Annotated in this window: 17 protein-coding genes; 16 read left to right on the top strand and 1 reads right to left on the bottom strand. The window is 45.3% G+C overall.

Going from position 1 to position 16,617, the window contains the following annotated elements; genetic code table 11:
- Positions 1–951: 951 nt before the first annotated feature.
- Positions 952–3,351 carry a phosphoenolpyruvate synthase gene (gene ppsA / locus DFP75_RS07885; protein WP_110573980.1) on the bottom strand — a complete coding sequence of 800 codons (2,400 nt, stop codon included), beginning with the start codon at positions 3,349–3,351 and terminating at the stop codon, positions 952–954.
- A 206-nt stretch (positions 3,352–3,557) separates the two neighbouring features.
- On the opposite strand from ppsA, the gene ppsR reads away from it, so the two are divergent.
- The 16 genes from ppsR to DFP75_RS07810 all read left to right on the top strand — a co-directional run bounded on the left by ppsR (position 3,558) and on the right by DFP75_RS07810 (position 16,611).
- Positions 3,558–4,361, top strand: coding sequence for a posphoenolpyruvate synthetase regulatory kinase/phosphorylase PpsR (gene ppsR, locus DFP75_RS07880; RefSeq protein WP_110573978.1), 804 nt, complete (start codon positions 3,558–3,560; stop codon positions 4,359–4,361).
- 409 nt (positions 4,362–4,770) lie between these two features.
- The gene (rnr, locus tag DFP75_RS07875; RefSeq protein WP_110574473.1) at positions 4,771–7,317 is read left to right on the top strand and encodes a ribonuclease R; all 2,547 of its coding nucleotides are present in this window, start codon (positions 4,771–4,773) and stop codon (positions 7,315–7,317) included.
- Positions 7,318–7,405: 88 nt separating this feature from the next.
- Positions 7,406–8,173, top strand: coding sequence for a 23S rRNA (guanosine(2251)-2'-O)-methyltransferase RlmB (gene rlmB / locus DFP75_RS07870; RefSeq protein ID WP_110573976.1), 768 nt, complete (start codon positions 7,406–7,408; stop codon positions 8,171–8,173).
- A gap of 14 nt (positions 8,174–8,187) precedes the next feature.
- The gene (gene cobT / locus DFP75_RS07865; protein WP_110573974.1) at positions 8,188–9,249 is read left to right on the top strand and encodes a nicotinate-nucleotide--dimethylbenzimidazole phosphoribosyltransferase; all 1,062 of its coding nucleotides are present in this window, start codon (positions 8,188–8,190) and stop codon (positions 9,247–9,249) included.
- 35 nt (positions 9,250–9,284) lie between these two features.
- Positions 9,285–10,070, top strand: a complete 786-nt coding sequence (locus tag DFP75_RS07860; protein WP_110573972.1) for an adenosylcobinamide-GDP ribazoletransferase — start codon at positions 9,285–9,287, stop codon at positions 10,068–10,070.
- Positions 10,067–10,651: a histidine phosphatase family protein gene (locus DFP75_RS07855; protein WP_110574471.1), complete on the top strand. Its 585-nt coding sequence runs from the start codon at positions 10,067–10,069 to the stop codon at positions 10,649–10,651. The genes DFP75_RS07860 and DFP75_RS07855 overlap by 4 nt, the downstream gene beginning before the upstream one ends.
- Positions 10,652–10,727: 76 nt before the next feature.
- Positions 10,728–11,342 (top strand): trimeric intracellular cation channel family protein, encoded by a 615-nt coding sequence (locus DFP75_RS07850; RefSeq protein ID WP_110573970.1) that lies wholly within the window; start codon positions 10,728–10,730, stop codon positions 11,340–11,342.
- Positions 11,343–11,388: 46 nt separating this feature from the next.
- Entirely contained in the window at positions 11,389–12,027 is a 639-nt protein-coding gene (cobO, locus tag DFP75_RS07845) for a cob(I)yrinic acid a,c-diamide adenosyltransferase (RefSeq protein ID WP_175404945.1), read from the top strand.
- 191 nt (positions 12,028–12,218) lie between these two features.
- Positions 12,219–12,662 carry a tetratricopeptide repeat protein gene (locus DFP75_RS07840; protein ID WP_110573968.1) on the top strand — a complete coding sequence of 148 codons (444 nt, stop codon included), beginning with the start codon at positions 12,219–12,221 and terminating at the stop codon, positions 12,660–12,662.
- A complete protein-coding gene (locus DFP75_RS18305) occupies positions 12,653–12,859 on the top strand; it encodes a hypothetical protein (RefSeq protein ID WP_137170182.1) in 207 nt (68 codons plus the stop codon). Before DFP75_RS07840 ends, DFP75_RS18305 begins: the two co-directional genes overlap by 10 nt.
- 110 nt (positions 12,860–12,969) lie before the next feature.
- Positions 12,970–13,272, top strand: coding sequence for a S24/S26 family peptidase (locus tag DFP75_RS07835; RefSeq protein WP_110573966.1), 303 nt, complete (start codon positions 12,970–12,972; stop codon positions 13,270–13,272).
- A gap of 112 nt (positions 13,273–13,384) precedes the next feature.
- On the top strand, positions 13,385–14,005 hold the full coding sequence (locus DFP75_RS07830) for a YitT family protein (RefSeq protein WP_110573964.1): 621 nt from the start codon (positions 13,385–13,387) through the stop codon (positions 14,003–14,005).
- A gap of 149 nt (positions 14,006–14,154) precedes the next feature.
- Positions 14,155–14,685 carry a GNAT family N-acetyltransferase gene (locus DFP75_RS07825; protein WP_110573962.1) on the top strand — a complete coding sequence of 177 codons (531 nt, stop codon included), beginning with the start codon at positions 14,155–14,157 and terminating at the stop codon, positions 14,683–14,685.
- 26 nt (positions 14,686–14,711) lie between these two features.
- Positions 14,712–15,401, top strand: coding sequence for a pseudouridine synthase (locus DFP75_RS07820; RefSeq protein WP_110573960.1), 690 nt, complete (start codon positions 14,712–14,714; stop codon positions 15,399–15,401).
- 14 nt (positions 15,402–15,415) lie between these two features.
- The gene (locus tag DFP75_RS07815; protein WP_110573958.1) at positions 15,416–15,784 is read left to right on the top strand and encodes a DUF2750 domain-containing protein; all 369 of its coding nucleotides are present in this window, start codon (positions 15,416–15,418) and stop codon (positions 15,782–15,784) included.
- 197 nt (positions 15,785–15,981) lie between these two features.
- A complete protein-coding gene (locus DFP75_RS07810) occupies positions 15,982–16,611 on the top strand; it encodes a TetR family transcriptional regulator C-terminal domain-containing protein (protein WP_110573956.1) in 630 nt (209 codons plus the stop codon).
- Positions 16,612–16,617: the final 6 nt, after the last annotated feature.

Here is a 16,617-nt window from a genome sequence, read left to right as displayed (position 1 = left end):
TAAAACTGATAATAAATAAAGTGAATCAGACGTTTGGGCGACAGCCCGATAAAAGATTTTTTGGTTACTTTTGCATCGATTGGCAAAAGTTACACGCCCAGCAGAGTGGAATAAAGATTGGGAATATAAAGCGTTTGAATTGAACCAAAAGTACGAAAAGAGATTGATTCCCGCCTTCGCGGGAATGACGTGTCTACGTAGAGGCTCTTAGTGGGAATAATGAAGCCCGAAAAAGATATTAACCCCATCCTCCGCCTTCCCCTTGAAGACAAAAGGGGAAGGGACTTGGTGATTAGTAACGTAACCTTTTGCGTTTGAATGGAGCATGAATTCCATGTCGGGCTGAAGTCGCGACTTACAATGAAAGCTTCGCTTTCAGCGGCACATCACGCTGCGCTCATGATGCCCTACGAAAACCAAGTCTCTATGATGAAGTCAGTTCGACGCGACGAAGTTGCGCGACTTTATGGCGTTTCAGGGTCAGTTAAAAATATCTTCTCTCAAGGCTGCAAAAACAATCTATGCCTTACGATAAAAATCGTCTTGCCAAAACTGATAATAAATAAAGTGAATCAGACGTTTGGGCGACAGCCCGATAAAAGATTTTTTGGTTACTTTTGCATCGATTGGCAAAAGTTACACGCCCAGCAGAGTGGAATAAAGATTGGGAATATAAAGCGTTTGAATTGAACCAAAAGTACGAAAAGAGATTGATTCCCGCCTTCGCGGGAATGACGGTTTGGGGGATAAAAGGGGTTTGACCCCTTGAGGGACTAAAAAAAAGCCCCGCAAAGCGGGGCTATCAAACTAGGGAGTGACTACGATAAGGTCACGCGCTGCTTTGACACAGCATTCTGATCCGATGATGAGTTAAAAAACACATCACCAAACGCAGACTGTTTTCCCGTTACGCCATGTCTGGTATTACTGCGGCGTAACGGGAAGATTTCTTTAAATGGCTTTGTTGGTTAATTCGGTATTTTTCAATACTTCATCAAGGTGTAGCCAGGTTTCGATGACGGTGTCTGGGTTAAGAGACATGCTTTCGATGCCTTGGGCGACGAGCCAGTCGGCGAAGTCGGCGTGGTCGGATGGGCCTTGGCCGCAGATGCCGACGTATTTGCCTTGTTCACGACAGGCGGTGATCGCCATTTTTAGCAGTTTTTTGACTGCTGGATTGCGTTCGTCGAATTTGTCTGCGATCAATCCTGAGTCGCGGTCAAGTCCGAGTGTTAGCTGAGTCAAGTCGTTGGAGCCGATTGAGAAGCCATCGAAGTATTGTAGGAACTCGTCAGCCAGTAGGGCGTTAGACGGTAGTTCGCACATCATGATGACTTTCAGGCCGTTTTCACCACGAGCCAAGCCTTGTTCTGCAAGCAGTTCGGTCACTTGTTGCGCTTCCTCCAGAGTACGAACAAATGGAATCATGATTTGTACGTTGGTTAAGCCCATGTCGTTACGAACGCGGCGAATGGCTTCACATTCTAGGGCGAAGCAATCACGGAATGAGTCGTCGATGTAGCGCGCGGCGCCACGGAAGCCAAGCATTGGGTTTTCTTCGTCTGGTTCAAACAACGGACCACCAATAAGGTTGTGGTATTCGTTTGATTTAAAGTCGGACAAACGCACGATGACGGGTTTTTGGGAGAAAGAGCACGCCAATGTTGCGACGCCTTCGACCAATTTGTCGACGTAGAATTCCACTGGGCTTGAGTAGCCAGCAATACGGTGGCTGATTTCCTCTTGCAGTGCAGGCGTCATTTCAGCGTAGTTCAATAGGGCTTTCGGGTGAATGCCGATCATGCGGTTGATGATGAATTCTAGGCGAGCCAAGCCAATGCCTGCGTTGGGTAGCATGGCGAAGTCGAAGGCGCGATTTGGGTTGCCGACGTTCATCATTATTTTTACTGGCAGTTCTGGCATGTTGCCGACCTCAGAGGTAATGATGTCGAATGGCAGTTCGCCTTGATACACCATACCCATGTCACCTTGTGAGCAAGATACGGTGACGATTTGACCATCTTGCAATACGTCTGTGGCGTCGCCACAACCAACGACCGCTGGAATGCCCAACTCACGGGCGATGATCGCCGCGTGACAGGTACGACCGCCACGGTTGGTGACAATCGCTGAAGCTCGCTTCATGATAGGTTCCCAATCTGGATCGGTAATGTCGGTCACTAGAACGTCGCCCGGTTGGATACGATCCATTTCGGTAATAGAAGACAATACTTTTACGGCACCTGTACCGATTTTGTGGCCAATTGCGCGGCCTGTGATCATCACCTGAGAAGTTTTCTTCAGGTTGTAGCGTTCCATGCTTTGAGCGTTGCCTTGGCTGCGAACGGTTTCTGGTCGCGCTTGCACTATGTAGATTTTGCCGTCGACACCGTCTTTTGCCCACTCGATGTCCATAGGGCGTTTGTAGTGTTTTTCGATGATGCACGCTTGGCGAGCAAGGTCTTCGATCTCGTCGTTGGTTAGTGCAAAACGGTTTTGGTCATCTAAAGCCACTGGGACGATTTTGACAAATTCGTCATCGCTGCCGGCTTCGGCGTATTCCATTTTTTGTGCTTTGCTACCAAGGCTTTTGCGGACAACCGCTGGGCGATTGGCAGCTAATGTTGGCTTATGAACATAGTATTCGTCTGGGTTGACGGTGCCTTGCACCACCATTTCGCCAAGACCGTATGCCGCGGTGATGAAAACCACTTCGTCAAAGCCTGATTCTGTGTCTAGGGTAAACAATACCCCAGAAGCGCCTATATCACTGCGCACCATTTTTTGAATGCCTGCGGACAAAGACACGCCTTGGTGTTCAAAGCCTTGGTGAACGCGGTATGAAATGGCGCGGTCGTTAAAGAGAGAAGCAAATACGCGTTTGATTGACGCTTTAATGTCTGTCAAGCCTTTCACGTTTAAGAAGGTTTCTTGCTGACCTGCGAAAGACGCGTCTGGTAAATCTTCTGCGGTGGCAGAAGAGCGCACGGCGAATGAAGTGTCGTCTGCGTTGTCGTCACACAGAACGGCGAACGCGGCTTCGATTTCTTGGTCGAACTCTGGTGAGAAAGAGGCGTCTTCAATCCATTGGCGAATTTTCACGCCCGTTTCGGCAAGGGCGTGAACGTCGTCAACATCCAATGCGTCTAGTGCTTGGTGGATTTTTTCGTCTAGGCCACTTTCTGTGATGAAGCTTTGATAAGCATAGGAAGTGGTTGCGAAACCGTTTGGTACTTGAATACCAAGGTCTGTCAGGTTAGAAATCATTTCACCCAAAGAGGCGTTTTTACCGCCAACTTCACCGACATCTTCCATATGAAGATCTTTAAACCACTTAATAAACTTGCTCACAAGAGACTCCAGTTTTTTATATAAATTAATGGTAGGAATAGTTCTTAGCCAGTTTTTCCTAGTACGTCAGGTACTTGTCAAAGCACTTGATCTGGGTTCATTGTATGTAGGCGAGTTGCTTTGAATAAAATCGATTATTCGATGTAGTTTTATTTCAATCGAAAAAACGAATGTCGTTAGATAACAACAAAATAGGTAAATATTGAATGAAAGTGTATTTCGTCTCTGATGGAACGGCGATTACCGCTGAGGTGTTTGGGTCGGCAATGTTGTCGTTTTTTGATGTGGCAGTAGAGACAAAAAGTGTGCCTTTTTTGACCACTAAAGACCAAGCAGAGGGGTTGAAGCAGCAGATTAATTTGGAACTGAATAGCGGCATTGCTTTGTTGGTTTTTTATACTATTTCTGATGCGTCTATCCGCGATATCATTGAGTCCTGCGATTGCCATTGTTACAACTTGTTTGGTGATTTATTGTCACCCATAGAGCAAGCTTTGGGAGTAAAAGCACAGCCCACTGCGCAAAAAGCTCATGGTATGAAAGAGGGTGTTTATGACGGTCGAATAGACGCCATAAACTATGCTTTAGCCAATGATGACGGGGCATCTGTGAAGAATTTCGCTGAGGCCGATATCATTTTGTTAGGCGTATCTCGGTCAGGTAAAACGCCGACCAGTTTGTACTTGGCGATGCAGTACGGTATCAAGGCCGCAAATTACCCGATTACCGAAGACGATTTTTCGTCCACTGGTTTGCCTAAAGTATTAAAAGACCACAAGAAAAAGCTATTTGGTTTGACCATTGACGCTCAGCGATTACATGAAATTCGCACTGGGCGAATGGCGGCGAGTAAGTATGCCTCGTCTCGTCAATGCCGCTATGAGGTAGATGAAGTAGAGTCTTTATATCGCCAAGAACGCATTCCGTTTTTGAATTCGACAAAACTGTCTGTGGAAGAAATTTCCACCAAAGTGATGGCTGAGATGAATTTAGTGCGTCATAGACAGTAAAAATGATGCGTTAAGTGATCGAATAATTCGATGGATTCACTGTTGTTGCACGAAAAACAGACAAAAATAGCATAAAAATATTTCGCTTAGGTCAAAATGGCATGACCAAAGTGGGATAAATGACCCGAACATCCCCGTATTTTTGTTTGTTTGTTGTGTAATTACAAACAAACACTGGGATAGACTGTGAAGATAATGTTAAGAGCGACGCGAACTGGAAGAGTATTTGGTGAATATGCTCTATAATGACGATTAATTGAGCGCATAATTAATTTTAAGGATGTGAGAAACGAACTCCGAGCGCTCTGAATAGTGAGATGTTCATATTTCTATCTTATAAAAGGGATATCTTATTAAAAAAACCAAGGATAAAAATACATTGAGTAATAAAAAAATTAACGATCCACACATGCAGCGAGAAGCGTCTAAGTACGATAACCCCGTACCAAGCCGTGAATTCATTCTAGAGTTTCTTGCTACCCAAAATAAAAGCATGGGTCATCTAGAGTTATGTAAAGAGTTTTCGCTTACTGGTGAAGACGAAATCGAAGCCCTCCGTCGTCGTCTCATTGCTATGTGCCGAGACAATCAAATGACCAGCAACCAAAATGACGAGTATTCGCCGATTTTAGAGAGTGACCTGATTGAAGGTTACGTCCAAGGCAATAAAGAAGGTCATGGTTTCTTGTTGCGCCAGAGCGATGACGACATTTTCCTATCTGCCCGTCAAATGCAGAACGTGATGGATGGGGACAAAGTGAAAGCCCGTTTGTCTGGCCGTAGCGTTAAAGGTCGCTTAGATGGTGTTGTGGTTGAGGTGCTAGAACGTAAGCACACTCAACTTGTTGGCCGCTATTATGAAGAGAGCCGAACGGCTTTTGTTACACCAGAGAACCCACGTATCGCGCAAGATATCTTGATCACTACAGAGTCTGGTTTGACGCCGGCTCATGGTCAATATGTATTAGCTGAGATCGTGACTTACGCTGAGCGCGGCAAACCGGCTCAGGGTTTGGTGAAAAAGATTCTTGGCGACTTCATGGCGCCGGGCGTTGAAATTGAAGTGGCGATGCATCGCTACGAAATTCCACATGAATGGCCGGCTGCGGTAGAAAAGCAAATTAAAAACTTCAGCACAGAAGTTGCTGAAGAAGACAAAGCGCATCGTGTTGATTTACGTGATACGCCGTTTGTGACCATTGATGGTGAAGACGCGCGTGATTTTGATGACGCCGTATATTGTGAAAAAACACCGGGCGGTTGGAAGCTGTTTGTTGCCATTGCCGATGTTTCTCATTATGTGAAAAAAGACACGGCACTCGATGAAGAAGCCATTGTACGTGGTAACTCGGTTTATTTCCCCGGTCGCGTTATCCCTATGTTGCCGGAAGTGTTGTCAAATGGCTTATGTTCACTTAACCCAGATGTAGATCGTTTGGCGATGGTGGCAGAAGTGTCTTTGACGAGCAAAGGCAAGATGCGTGGCTTTAAGTTTTATGAAGGTATCATTCGCTCCCATGCTCGCCTAACTTACAGCAAAGTCGCGAAAATGATCGCTGATGAGCCAGAAGAACAAGGTATTGAGTTGCGTGACCGTTATGCGTCTATCGTGTCTCATATCGATGATTTAAATGGTTTATACCATGTCTTGAAAGGGGCTCGTGATGAGCGCGGTGCGATGGAATTCGATACCATCGAAACTCGCATGGTTTTCGATGAAAATTCTAAGATTGAACACATTATTCCTGTCGAACGTAATGATGCGCATAAGCTAATCGAAGAATGTATGTTGTGTGCCAACGTGGCAGCGGCAGAGCTATTGATTAAAGCGGATTTGCCTGCCTTGTTCCGTGTTCACGAAGGGCCAAAAGATGACCGTTTGTTAACCTTGCGTACCTATTTAGGTTTGCTGGGCCTTGAGCTGACAGGTGGCAATAAACCGACGCCTGCGGATTATGCGGCACTCTCTGAAGCGATTAAAGACCGAGCAGACGCTCGTAGTATTCAAACCATGATGCTGCGTTCTATGTCTCAGGCTGTGTATCAAGCGGATAATTTGGGCCACTTTGGTTTGAATTACGAAGCCTATACGCACTTTACGTCGCCAATTCGTCGTTACCCAGATTTGTTAGTTCATCGCGCGATTCGTTATTTGATTCGTGGTGAAGGCCGTCCGGCAGTGCGTCAGGCGCATCGTGTCGCTGGCAGTCCAGAACTGAAAGAACGCAAAATCTATGGTTATAACCACGCGGATATGGACGGTTTAGGGGATTCTTGTTCCTTGACCGAACGCCGTGCAGATGAAGCCACTCGTGACGTAGAAGCCTGGTTGAAATGCCAATACGTGGAACAACATTTGGGCGAACCGTTTGACGGGGTTGTCACAGCAGTGACGTCGTTTGGTTTATTCGTCGAGTTGCAAGGCTTGTTTGTTGATGGTTTGGTGCATATTTCTGGTCTTGGACAAGATTATTTTGTTCACGATATGGAACATCAGGCGATTGTTGGTGAACGCACAGGTCGTGTCTTCCGCCTTGGTGATACCTTGAAAGTTCGCGTCTCAAATGTGAATCTGGAACAACGTAAGATTGATTTGAGCTTGGACGAAAGCGGCTCTCGTCCAGCGCGCAAAAAGGTGGAACGTACCGAACAAACTGAGCTTGAGATGCAATTAGCTCAATTGCCACCAATTGAGCTGGGTGGTCGATCTAAGCCGAAGTTTGCTGCCAAAGCGGAAGGCGATAAGCCTAAAGATGGCAAATCAGCAAAAGATGGCAAAGAGTCTGATGGCAAGGCGAAGAAAAAACGTCGTTCGCCTGTGTCTAAGGGCAAACGTATCAGACAGAAAAAGTCTGGTACGGTATCGGCTAATGGCAAGCCAACGGCAGCGGCTAAAAAACCGAAAAAGCCTAAGAAGCCAAAAAAGAGCAATGCTAAGCCGAAAGCAAAAGACTGATCAGAAGCTTTGAATTGAGTTTTCTAGATGAATAACTTTCTAGATGAGTAAAAGGGGGGCGTAGGCCCCCAAATTAATAGAGTAGATAATGTCAGATTTAGAATGGATATACGGCATACATGCCGTGGAAAATGCATTGACTCAACAGCCAGAACGCGTCAAAGAAGTGCGTTTTCAAGAAGGCCGCGACGATAAGAAAAACCAGCGACTAGTGCAACTTTGTAAAGCAAATAAAGTGCGTTACAGCGTGGTACCTCGTAAAGAACTGGATCAGCTTTTCAGCAAAAACAAAGAGCGTGCTGTTCACCAAGGCGTGGTGGCTTACACCACAATGAACAAAGCGGGCAGTGAAGCAGACTTGCATACTTTGGTGGCAGGTTTGGATGAAACGCCTTTGATTATTATCTTAGACGGTGTGACTGATCCTCATAATTTAGGCGCATGTTTACGTAGTGCGGACGCCGCGGGTGCCCATGCGGTTGTGATGCCAAAAGACAATTCAGCGCCTCTGAATGCAACGGTTAGCAAAGTGGCATGCGGTGCAGCAGAAAGTATTCCTGTTTACGCGGTGACAAACCTTGCTCGTACTATGAAAAAGTTGCAAGACCAAGGCGTGTGGATTTTTGGTACGGCTGGTGAAGCGACACAAACCATTTACGAGCAAGACTTATCTATTCCGACGGCGATTGTAATGGGAGCAGAAGGCGACGGTATGCGTCGTTTGACTCGTGAACAGTGTGATTACCTTGTGAAACTGCCTATGGCTGGTGTGGTTTCTAGTTTGAACGTGTCTGTAGCGACAGGTGTTTGTCTCTACGAAGCAGTGCGTCAACGTGCTGTTAAGGCCAAAGGTTAAGGGGCAAAAGAGCCTTGTTTAAGCAATTTAATATTGTGTCTCCTTCGGCTGATATTTCAGCCGAACTTCAACAGAAAATCGACACTAAAACGAAACCGTTAGGTGCGTTAGGTGAGTTGGAAAACATTGCCTTTCAGCTTGGTAAAATCCAGCAATCGCTGACGCCAGATGTGTCTAAACCTAAAATGATCATCTTTGCCGCTGACCATGGTGTGGTGGCGCAAGGGATTAGTTTGTTCCCGCAAGAAGTGACGCCACAAATGGTCATGAACTTCCTGATGGGCGGTGCTGCGGTCAGTGTATTTTGCGAACAACATAATGTGCCATTACGCATTGTGGACGTGGGTGTCAATGCAGAGTTAGAAGCCCATCCGCTATTAGGCGATCGTAAAGTCGCGTTTGCGTCTAAGGATTTTAGCCAGCAAGCAGCGATGACCGCAGAGCAGGTAGAGCAAGCTATTTTAGCGGGCGTTGATGAAGCAAACATGGCCATCGATGATGGTGTGAATTTGTTGATGTTCGGTGAAATGGGCATTGGCAATACTTGTGTATCCTCTTGCATGATGACTGCGTTAGTGGGTGTGAGTGCTGCTGATAGTGCTGGGCGGGGTACTGGTTTGGATATGGCCGGTGTTTCTCACAAGGCGCAAATTATTGAACTATCTTTAAAGCGCGCAGAACGCGAAACAGGTCAGATCATCTCGGAATGGAGTGCTCAAACGCTTGCTCAGCAAGTGGGCGGCTTTGAAATTCTCGCCATGGCGGGGGCGATGTTGCAATCGGCGCAACGCCAAACCGCGTTTGTGGTAGATGGTTTTATTTGTTCTGTCGCTTTGTTGTTTGCTCAGAAAGTCGCGCCTGCTGTGCGTGAATATGCCATTTTTGCTCATCAGTCGAATGAAAAGGCCCATAAAACATTGCTCGAACATTTGCATGCCGAACCTATTTTGTCTTTGGATCTGCGTTTGGGTGAGGGCTCTGGTGCGATTTTGGCTTACCCTTTGATTCATAGCGCCTGTGTCTTTTTGAAAAAAATGGCAAGCTTTGAAAGCGCTGGTGTAAGTGATTCTAAGTAGTCTTGGTTAAACTCTTTATTAGGTAATAATACATTATGAAAGGCGTGATTATTGCTCCTTATTGGCAAGGCTTTAAACGCAGCTTGGTTACTTATACTCGGATCCCATTAAAAGTGGATTGGAGCGATGATGTAAAGCACACCCCTGCGGTGTGCTTTTTACCATGGGTGGGGCTGCTGGTTGGCTTGTTGAGTGCTTGGCCCTTATGGTTTGACTGGTCGCCTTCATTGCAAGCCCTGTTGATGTTGTTAACGGCAGTACTCATTACGGGTGGTTTTCATGAAGACGGTTTGATGGATAGCTGTGATGGTTTAGTGGGTGGTTGGGATAAAGAACAACGCCTGACTATCATGAAAGACTCGCGCATTGGCAGTTATGCCGCTTTGTCTATTTGGTTTTCATTGTCGTTAAAATGGTTACTGCTCAATGAGCTTCTTCAAGCCATTCCTGATTCGTTTTTAGGCTTTATTTATACGTTAAGTGGTTGGTGTGTGGTGCATGTCATCGCACGTTTTATACCTTTGCTATTAATGCACACGCTCACGTATGTAAGTCTTGGGCAGAGTAAGGCTTCAAGCATGATCGCTAGGCTAAACCCTGTCGAATGGGGGATGGCATTGGCGCCTTGTTTGTTGGTTGGCATATTGGCTTTCAATTTGTGGTATTTGATTCTTACCCTTGTTTTGTCGGTGGCGTTGGTTTTTTTGGTTCGTGCTTATTTGCGCCAAAAAATCGCTGGTTTCAATGGTGATACGTTAGGGGCAAGCGAGCAGTTGGGTGAGATTTTGGTTATTGTTTGTTTGCTGGTTTCTTATTCGTGAAGCTTTATCTGATTCGTCATCCAAGACCCGAGGTTGCCAAAGGATTTTGTTATGGTGACATGGATGTACCGCTTGCCGATGGTTGGGAAGAGGGGGCTGAGGCATTAAAACAGGCTTTATCGATTGAATTTGATGGCGAAGCCAATGTGTGTTTTCACAGCCCATTAACTCGTGCTGCGCAATTGGCAGAGCATATTTCTGATGGGCGCTCTCATGCGACTGCCGCTTTGAAAGAGTTGGATTTTGGCGATTGGGAAGGGCTTTGCTGGCATGACATACCCAAGCAAGAAATAGATGTATGGGCTGAGGATATCGTGCACGCCGCGCCTTATAACGGTGAATCACTGCAAGTGGTTGCTGACCGTGTTTGGCGATGGTGGCTTTCAGTGAAAGACACACCGATGGAGACGTGTGTCGTGGTTGCTCATTCTGGTGTTATCAAGGTGTTTGTTAGCATGCTTTGCCAATGGCCCTTGAATCAGTGTCACCGAATTGATGTTGGTTTTAGTAGTTTGACAGAACTGTCTGTACAAGGTGAGTTTGTCATGCTGAAGCGTTTGGGGGCTGGAGATTGGGTATAACTCAATCATCTGTGCCTGTTATTTTTTGGTTAGGTATTCACCTAGCTGTCTTAGGCTCTTTTGAGTAAATAAAGAAATGTTGTTATATCTTTTAGGTATGTTTGGTATTGCTGCGTTTGCAATAACCGGCGTTATTTCATCCGGAAAAAAAGACATGGATTTGTTTAGCGTGGTATTTCTTGGCATGGTGACGTCCTTAGGGGGCGGCACGATTAGAGATACGGTTCTATCCGTTGAGACGGTTTATTGGGTGGAGGATACGTCCTATTTATGGGTGGCATTTTTGTCATCGGCCTTGGCGTTTTTTACTGTCCGATTTATTGAAGATAGGCAGACAGTTTTTCATTATGCTGATTCTTTTGGTTTGGCTTTGTTTACTGTTGTGGCAACCGAAAAGGTTTTAGATTTAGGCTTTTCGCCGACGATCGCGATTACTATGGGCATCATTACGGGCGTGGCTGGTGGCATTATTCGTGATGTATTAAGCCATCGTCCGCCTTTGGTGTTGGGTAGAGAGTTTTATGCAACGCCTGCGTTTTTGGGCGCTCTGTTATTGGTGCTGCTTGAAAAAAACGTACCGACTCATGAGTTTAACTCGATTTACGCGGTGGCTTTAGTCTTTATACTAAGGGTGTTTGCGATACATAAAGATTTGTATTACCCGAGTTGGTTGCTGTACAAGAAAAGGTAGTGCAGGCCAAAGCAGCACGAAAACTAGCATAAGAAAGAGATAAATTATGACGGATCTTTCCCTAGATAAAAAAAGTCTAGAGCAAAAAGACGAACTGGCTGAGAAGAATGAGGCGCGCCTGCTAAAGAAGAAGGCCGTGGTTGATCAACGTATTGCAGCGGCAACGGAAGAGCGTGGCGTGACTATTTTGCTGACAGGCAATGGTAAGGGCAAAAGCTCTAGCGCCTTTGGGACTATGGCCCGTGCTTTAGGCCACGGTCAAAAAAGTGCGGTTATTCAGTTTATTAAAGGCCGTAAAGCAACAGGTGAACAGTTGTTTTTTGGCTCCCACCCTTTGGTTGATTTTCATGTGATGGGTCATGGCTTTACGTGGGAAACACGTAATCCAGAATTAGAGAAAGAAGCAGCAGAACAGGCATGGGAGCTTGCTAAGCGTGTGCTTGCTGATCCTAGCGTGCATTTTGTCTTATTAGATGAAATTACCTATATGTATAAATATGGCTATTTAAACGAAGACGATTTGATTGCTGCATTGGCGGCTCGGCCTGTTCATCAAAATGTAATGATGACAGGACGTACGGCGCCACGTGTCTTGCTAGATAGTGTGGATACCCATAGTAAAATTGCTAACGAGCGTCATGCTTTTGCGAATGGGGTTAAAGCGCAAATAGGGATTGAATGGTAGCTCGCGTTGCGAGCTGCACCTTCTTCTATTCCTCCTTCCTGTTTTCTTCTTTGTGGTATTTCATCCCCTGAGATTGGCTTTTAAAAATTAAATGAGATTAATTCTCAATATTGCTGGATTTATTTGATTTCTTTTACGATAATGATTCTCATTAAATAAATTGTGTGTCATAACAAATCGTGGAGAAGACAATGCAGGACTGGGAGCGTTTAACTAGACAAGCGAATAAGGCTTACTCAAACAATGCTTTTACTGATGCTGTTGATTTGAATCGACAAGCTCTGTCCGAAGCCGAACGTTCGTTTGATGAAGATTTTTTTCGGGATGCTGAATCTGCTGTAGCGGCGGCGGCTGTTAGTTTTCTCAATATTGCGGAATCATACACAGCTCTCGGTGATTTCATTTCGGCAAATACGCAGTTTGAGCGAGCTGTTCATTTTTTACAAACCGTAATATCGCGTCCAGATATGAGCACTGAGCAGCGCAGTCTGATCATGCGCACTGCGACTCATATTCGCTTTGAATGGGATCTTTTCACGCAGTGTTATAAAAAAGATGTCTCGGCGCAAAGTAAGAACTTGATGCAGGCGTTATCCAGTGCGATTACAACGCCAAATACTTACGTATGTCATTAGTTGCTAAAGTGCCATTAATCATGGGCATGGCACTGAGTTCTTACTTGCAGGCAAGTTCAAGCCAAGGTGTTTCTGAATGGGGGATGAGCGAGCTCTTTCATCTGTTCGCGGTTGGCACTGGCCTTTTTATCATCTTTGGTGGTTTTGTTTATAAACAGTGGGCACGTCATCGAAAAAAAGTGATCTCTGGAGGGTAACAATCATGATGCATAATCTGATAAAAATCTTAGATAAAGTGATGGCTTTTAAGGTCGCAAAAGCGTTATGCGAGCAGCCAGGTAGCGAATAGCAGTCTATAGGTGTGAATATGGTTCACTTAATAAAAGTGCAGGGGCATAGCATGGCCCCATATTTACAAGATGGAGACTTCGTTTTTATCAGCCGATGGTATCGTAAGCTGGCTATCGGCCATATTGTGGTGGTTGATCATGCTTTCTATGGTTTGATTATTAAAAAGGTTTTGCATATCGCCCCCGATGGTCAGCTTTGGCTTGGTGGTGAAACAAACAAAAGTCTGCAATCGGAACGTATTGGCTGGGTCTCACCTCGGCGGGTCATTGGGAAAGTCATTAGTCGGATCTGTGCCCACAAAAAGTGTACAGAAATCTAGACGGTTTTCGAAAAATGGGTAAAACGGTTTAAGTGTCAGATATTGGTCTAGGGTATTTTTTTCTCTAGAATCCACGCCTATCAATCTTAACCATTTATCCAGTGAGAAAATCATGTCAACTGCCGAGCAACCAATCGTGAAAAAACATACGCGCCTTGAAGATGTCCAAGCTGTTCTTCTTGGCACTATGATCATCGCGCTGGGCGTGAATCTTTATACTCATAGTGGCCTGCTGACGGGGGGCTCTGCAGGATTGGCTTTTCTTATGAAGTATGCAACGCCTTTGAGTTTTGGACAGGCATTTTTCTTAATCAACCTGCCATTTTATGCTTTAGCGATTATGCACTTTGGTTGGGAGTTCACCATCAAAACTTTCCTTTCTGTGTTTAGTTTGTCAGTGTTTGCTGATGTGACCCCAATGCTAGTTAACTTCAATGAAGTGAATCCACTGTACGCCAGTATCGCTGGTGGCTTTCTGATGGGTGTGGGCTTTTTGATGTTGTTCCGTCATAACGCAAGTCTTGGTGGTTTGAATATTCTTGCCCGTTATTTGGCTGAAAAATATGGTATCTCCATGGGTAAATTCCAGATGGCGGTTGATTGCATGATTGTATTGATGTCTGTATTTATTGTGGATTACACGTTAATTCTTATCTCGGTTGTTGGTGCTGTTGCATTAAATATGATCATTGCAGTGAATCATAAGCCTGGCCGTTACATGGGGAATGTGTAGTCATAGCGAACAGCGCATGATGAAAAACAGTAAAAAGACGACTTAGCTCGTCTTTTTTTATGTCTTAACGTTGAACAGGCTGGCAGGCGTTTCCTAACAGAGCTGCGCTCAGGTATTATTACCTTAATCAAAAGTGCGAGGAAAAGCGTTTGGAATTACTTAAAGTAGACAACCTTAACCCCTATCTGGATGATCTTGTTGAACTCTTGTGTGATGCTGTGGATTCAGGTGCGCCAATTGGCTTTTTACCACCAATGAGCGAATCGGAAGCAAAGGCGTATTGGCAACTCGTAAACGACGATCTGCAAGCCAATGCTCGACAAGTTTTGCTGGTTCGTGAAGACGACAAAGTCGTTGGAAGTGTACAGATTGCTATGTCTCCAAAAGCGAATGCTCTGCATCGTTGTGATGTGGAAAAGCTGATGGTTCATACGCAAGCACGAGAAAACGGTTTAGGAAGCACCCTTATGCAAGGGGTAGAGCGCGTTGCTGCAGCGATGCAAAGGCAACTGCTAATATTGGAAGTAAGGAGCGATGATATTGCTCACGACATGTATGTCAATATGGGCTATATTCCGTTTGGTGAAGTACCTGGTTACACGCGCAGTGCAAGCGGTATGCTGCATAATGCCACGTTTTTCTACAAAGAAATTGAAACCACTCACGAAGTATTCTCTTAATTTAAACAAAGCCATAGGCGATTCCCTTGAGACTTGATTTTTATATATCCCACGTGACTGAATTGGCACGTAAGGCCGCGAAAATTGCGGCATCAAAAGGCCGTGTTACTGTAAACGGTGAAGTGGTTAAGAAAGCCAATTACACCGTACAAGAAGGGGATAAAGTTTGCCTAGATGACACCCTTTTGGCATGGCCATCTGAAGGGTACTATTTGTTGTATAAGCCAGCTGGCTACGTTTGTGCAACTCAGGATCCTGATCATCCAACGGTGTTGGATCTTTTGCCTTCTCACCTAGGGCAAGAGTTGAAAATTGTTGGTCGTCTAGACAAAGACACAACCGGCTTACTCTTGCTTACTACGGATGGCCAATGGCTACATCGTATTACGTCACCACGTAATGCTTGTAACAAACGCTATCGTATGATGTTAGCGGACCCAATTAGTGACGAAGATTTGAAGCAGTTGGAAGAAGGCGTGATGTTGCATGGCGAATCACAGCCAACGTTACCAGCCGTTGCTGAGCGGATTAGCGAATGCGATATTTATCTGACGATCCAAGAAGGTAAATACCATCAGGTGAAACGCATGTTAGCAGCGGTTGGTAATAAAGTAGAAGAGCTTCATCGCGATCAAATCGGTCCACTGATGTTGGATGCCGACCTAGAGGCAGGTGAGTTCCGTCAATTGACTGAAGAAGAAGTCGCTTACTTTTAATAAGAGATAACATAATGAAAGAATTATCGATGGATGAACGCGTCCAGTTGTTAATCGCACCGGATAGTGAGCGTTTAGCGTATTTTATTGAACAAGCAAAAGCCACAGAAGTGGTTTGGAGCCTAAGCAACGAAGAAGGCTTTGTCATGGTTGAAACCGATGAGGGCGATTGCGTGATGGTTTGGCCTGATGCGGAATTTGCTAGTCAGTGGGCGATCGAAGATTGGGATGACTGCGAACCTGTGTCTGTATCCTTGGAGACATTTAAAGCTGAGTGGTTACCAAGCCTTGCCTTAGACAATATTACCGTCGCTGTTTTTCCAAATATTGAAGACGAAGGTAAGTTATCTACAGCACAAGAGTTAACGGATTTATTGGCTTAATACGATAGAAATAACGCCTTTTGCAAAGGCTGCTGGTTGCTTAAAGACAATAATCTCGTCCTAACTGCCCGTTCAAACACGTAAGGGCGGGGACCAAATCTGGCTTGCTCCTCCCCTGATCAAAGGAGAGGTTGGAAGGGGGTTATGTCTTGCTCCAGTGTTGTTTGTAAAAATACAAATAAGGACTCAACTCCCCCATGAGCAAACGTCAAAACCACCGTGAAGAAGTCTTTGTCAAAATCTTAGAGGCCGCTGAAACGGAATTCGGGTTGAAAGGATACAATGGCGCAAGTTTGCAGCATATTGCTGAGCGAGCAGGCTTACCGAAACCCAATATAATTTATTATTTTCAGTCCAAAGCCAATTTATACAAGCAGGTACTTGATCAAACACTGATGGGTTGGAACGACCTATTTGATCGTGCCACCTTAGACGATGATCCGGCTGTGGTCTTAGACAGTTTTATACGAGTGAAGCTAAAGCAAAGTTTTGATAATCCAGGCACCTCGCGGTTGTTTGCGATGGAGGTGATTGGCGGTGCATTGCATATTGGCGATTACCTTAAAGAAGAACTTAGACCTTGGTTTAAATCTCGTACCGAGTTGCTGCAAGGTTGGATGGATGCAGGCAAGATGCGCCAATGCGATCCTGCTAGCGTGATTTATATGATTTGGTCAACGACACAACATTATGCAGACTTTGAAGCGCAGGTTTTGGCACTAAGTGGTATAGAATCTCTGGGCGAAGAAGATCTACATCGTATTGGTGATACCGTTAGCGGTATTATTCTAGCGGGTTGTGGCCTTACATTGCCTACTGAAAGCTAAGTTCTA

This window comes from Marinomonas alcarazii (genome assembly GCF_003208215.1).
Classification (GTDB): Bacteria; Pseudomonadota; Gammaproteobacteria; order Pseudomonadales; family Marinomonadaceae; genus Marinomonas; species Marinomonas alcarazii.
This window is presented reverse-complemented; position numbering and strand designations above follow the sequence as displayed.

Coding starts and splice junctions, on each gene's coding strand:
- ppsR (WP_110573978.1), top strand. CDS start 3,558: ATGAAAGTGTATTTCGTCTCTGATGGAACGGCGATTACCGCTGAGGTG.
- rnr (WP_110574473.1), top strand. CDS start 4,771: ATGCAGCGAGAAGCGTCTAAGTACGATAACCCCGTACCAAGCCGTGAA.
- rlmB (WP_110573976.1), top strand. CDS start 7,406: ATGTCAGATTTAGAATGGATATACGGCATACATGCCGTGGAAAATGCA.
- DFP75_RS07860 (WP_110573972.1), top strand. CDS start 9,285: ATGAAAGGCGTGATTATTGCTCCTTATTGGCAAGGCTTTAAACGCAGC.
- DFP75_RS07850 (WP_110573970.1), top strand. CDS start 10,728: ATGTTGTTATATCTTTTAGGTATGTTTGGTATTGCTGCGTTTGCAATA.
- cobO (WP_175404945.1), top strand. CDS start 11,389: ATGACGGATCTTTCCCTAGATAAAAAAAGTCTAGAGCAAAAAGACGAA.
- DFP75_RS07840 (WP_110573968.1), top strand. CDS start 12,219: ATGCAGGACTGGGAGCGTTTAACTAGACAAGCGAATAAGGCTTACTCA.
- DFP75_RS18305 (WP_137170182.1), top strand. CDS start 12,653: ATGTCATTAGTTGCTAAAGTGCCATTAATCATGGGCATGGCACTGAGT.
- DFP75_RS07835 (WP_110573966.1), top strand. CDS start 12,970: ATGGTTCACTTAATAAAAGTGCAGGGGCATAGCATGGCCCCATATTTA.
- DFP75_RS07830 (WP_110573964.1), top strand. CDS start 13,385: ATGTCAACTGCCGAGCAACCAATCGTGAAAAAACATACGCGCCTTGAA.
- DFP75_RS07815 (WP_110573958.1), top strand. CDS start 15,416: ATGAAAGAATTATCGATGGATGAACGCGTCCAGTTGTTAATCGCACCG.
- DFP75_RS07810 (WP_110573956.1), top strand. CDS start 15,982: ATGAGCAAACGTCAAAACCACCGTGAAGAAGTCTTTGTCAAAATCTTA.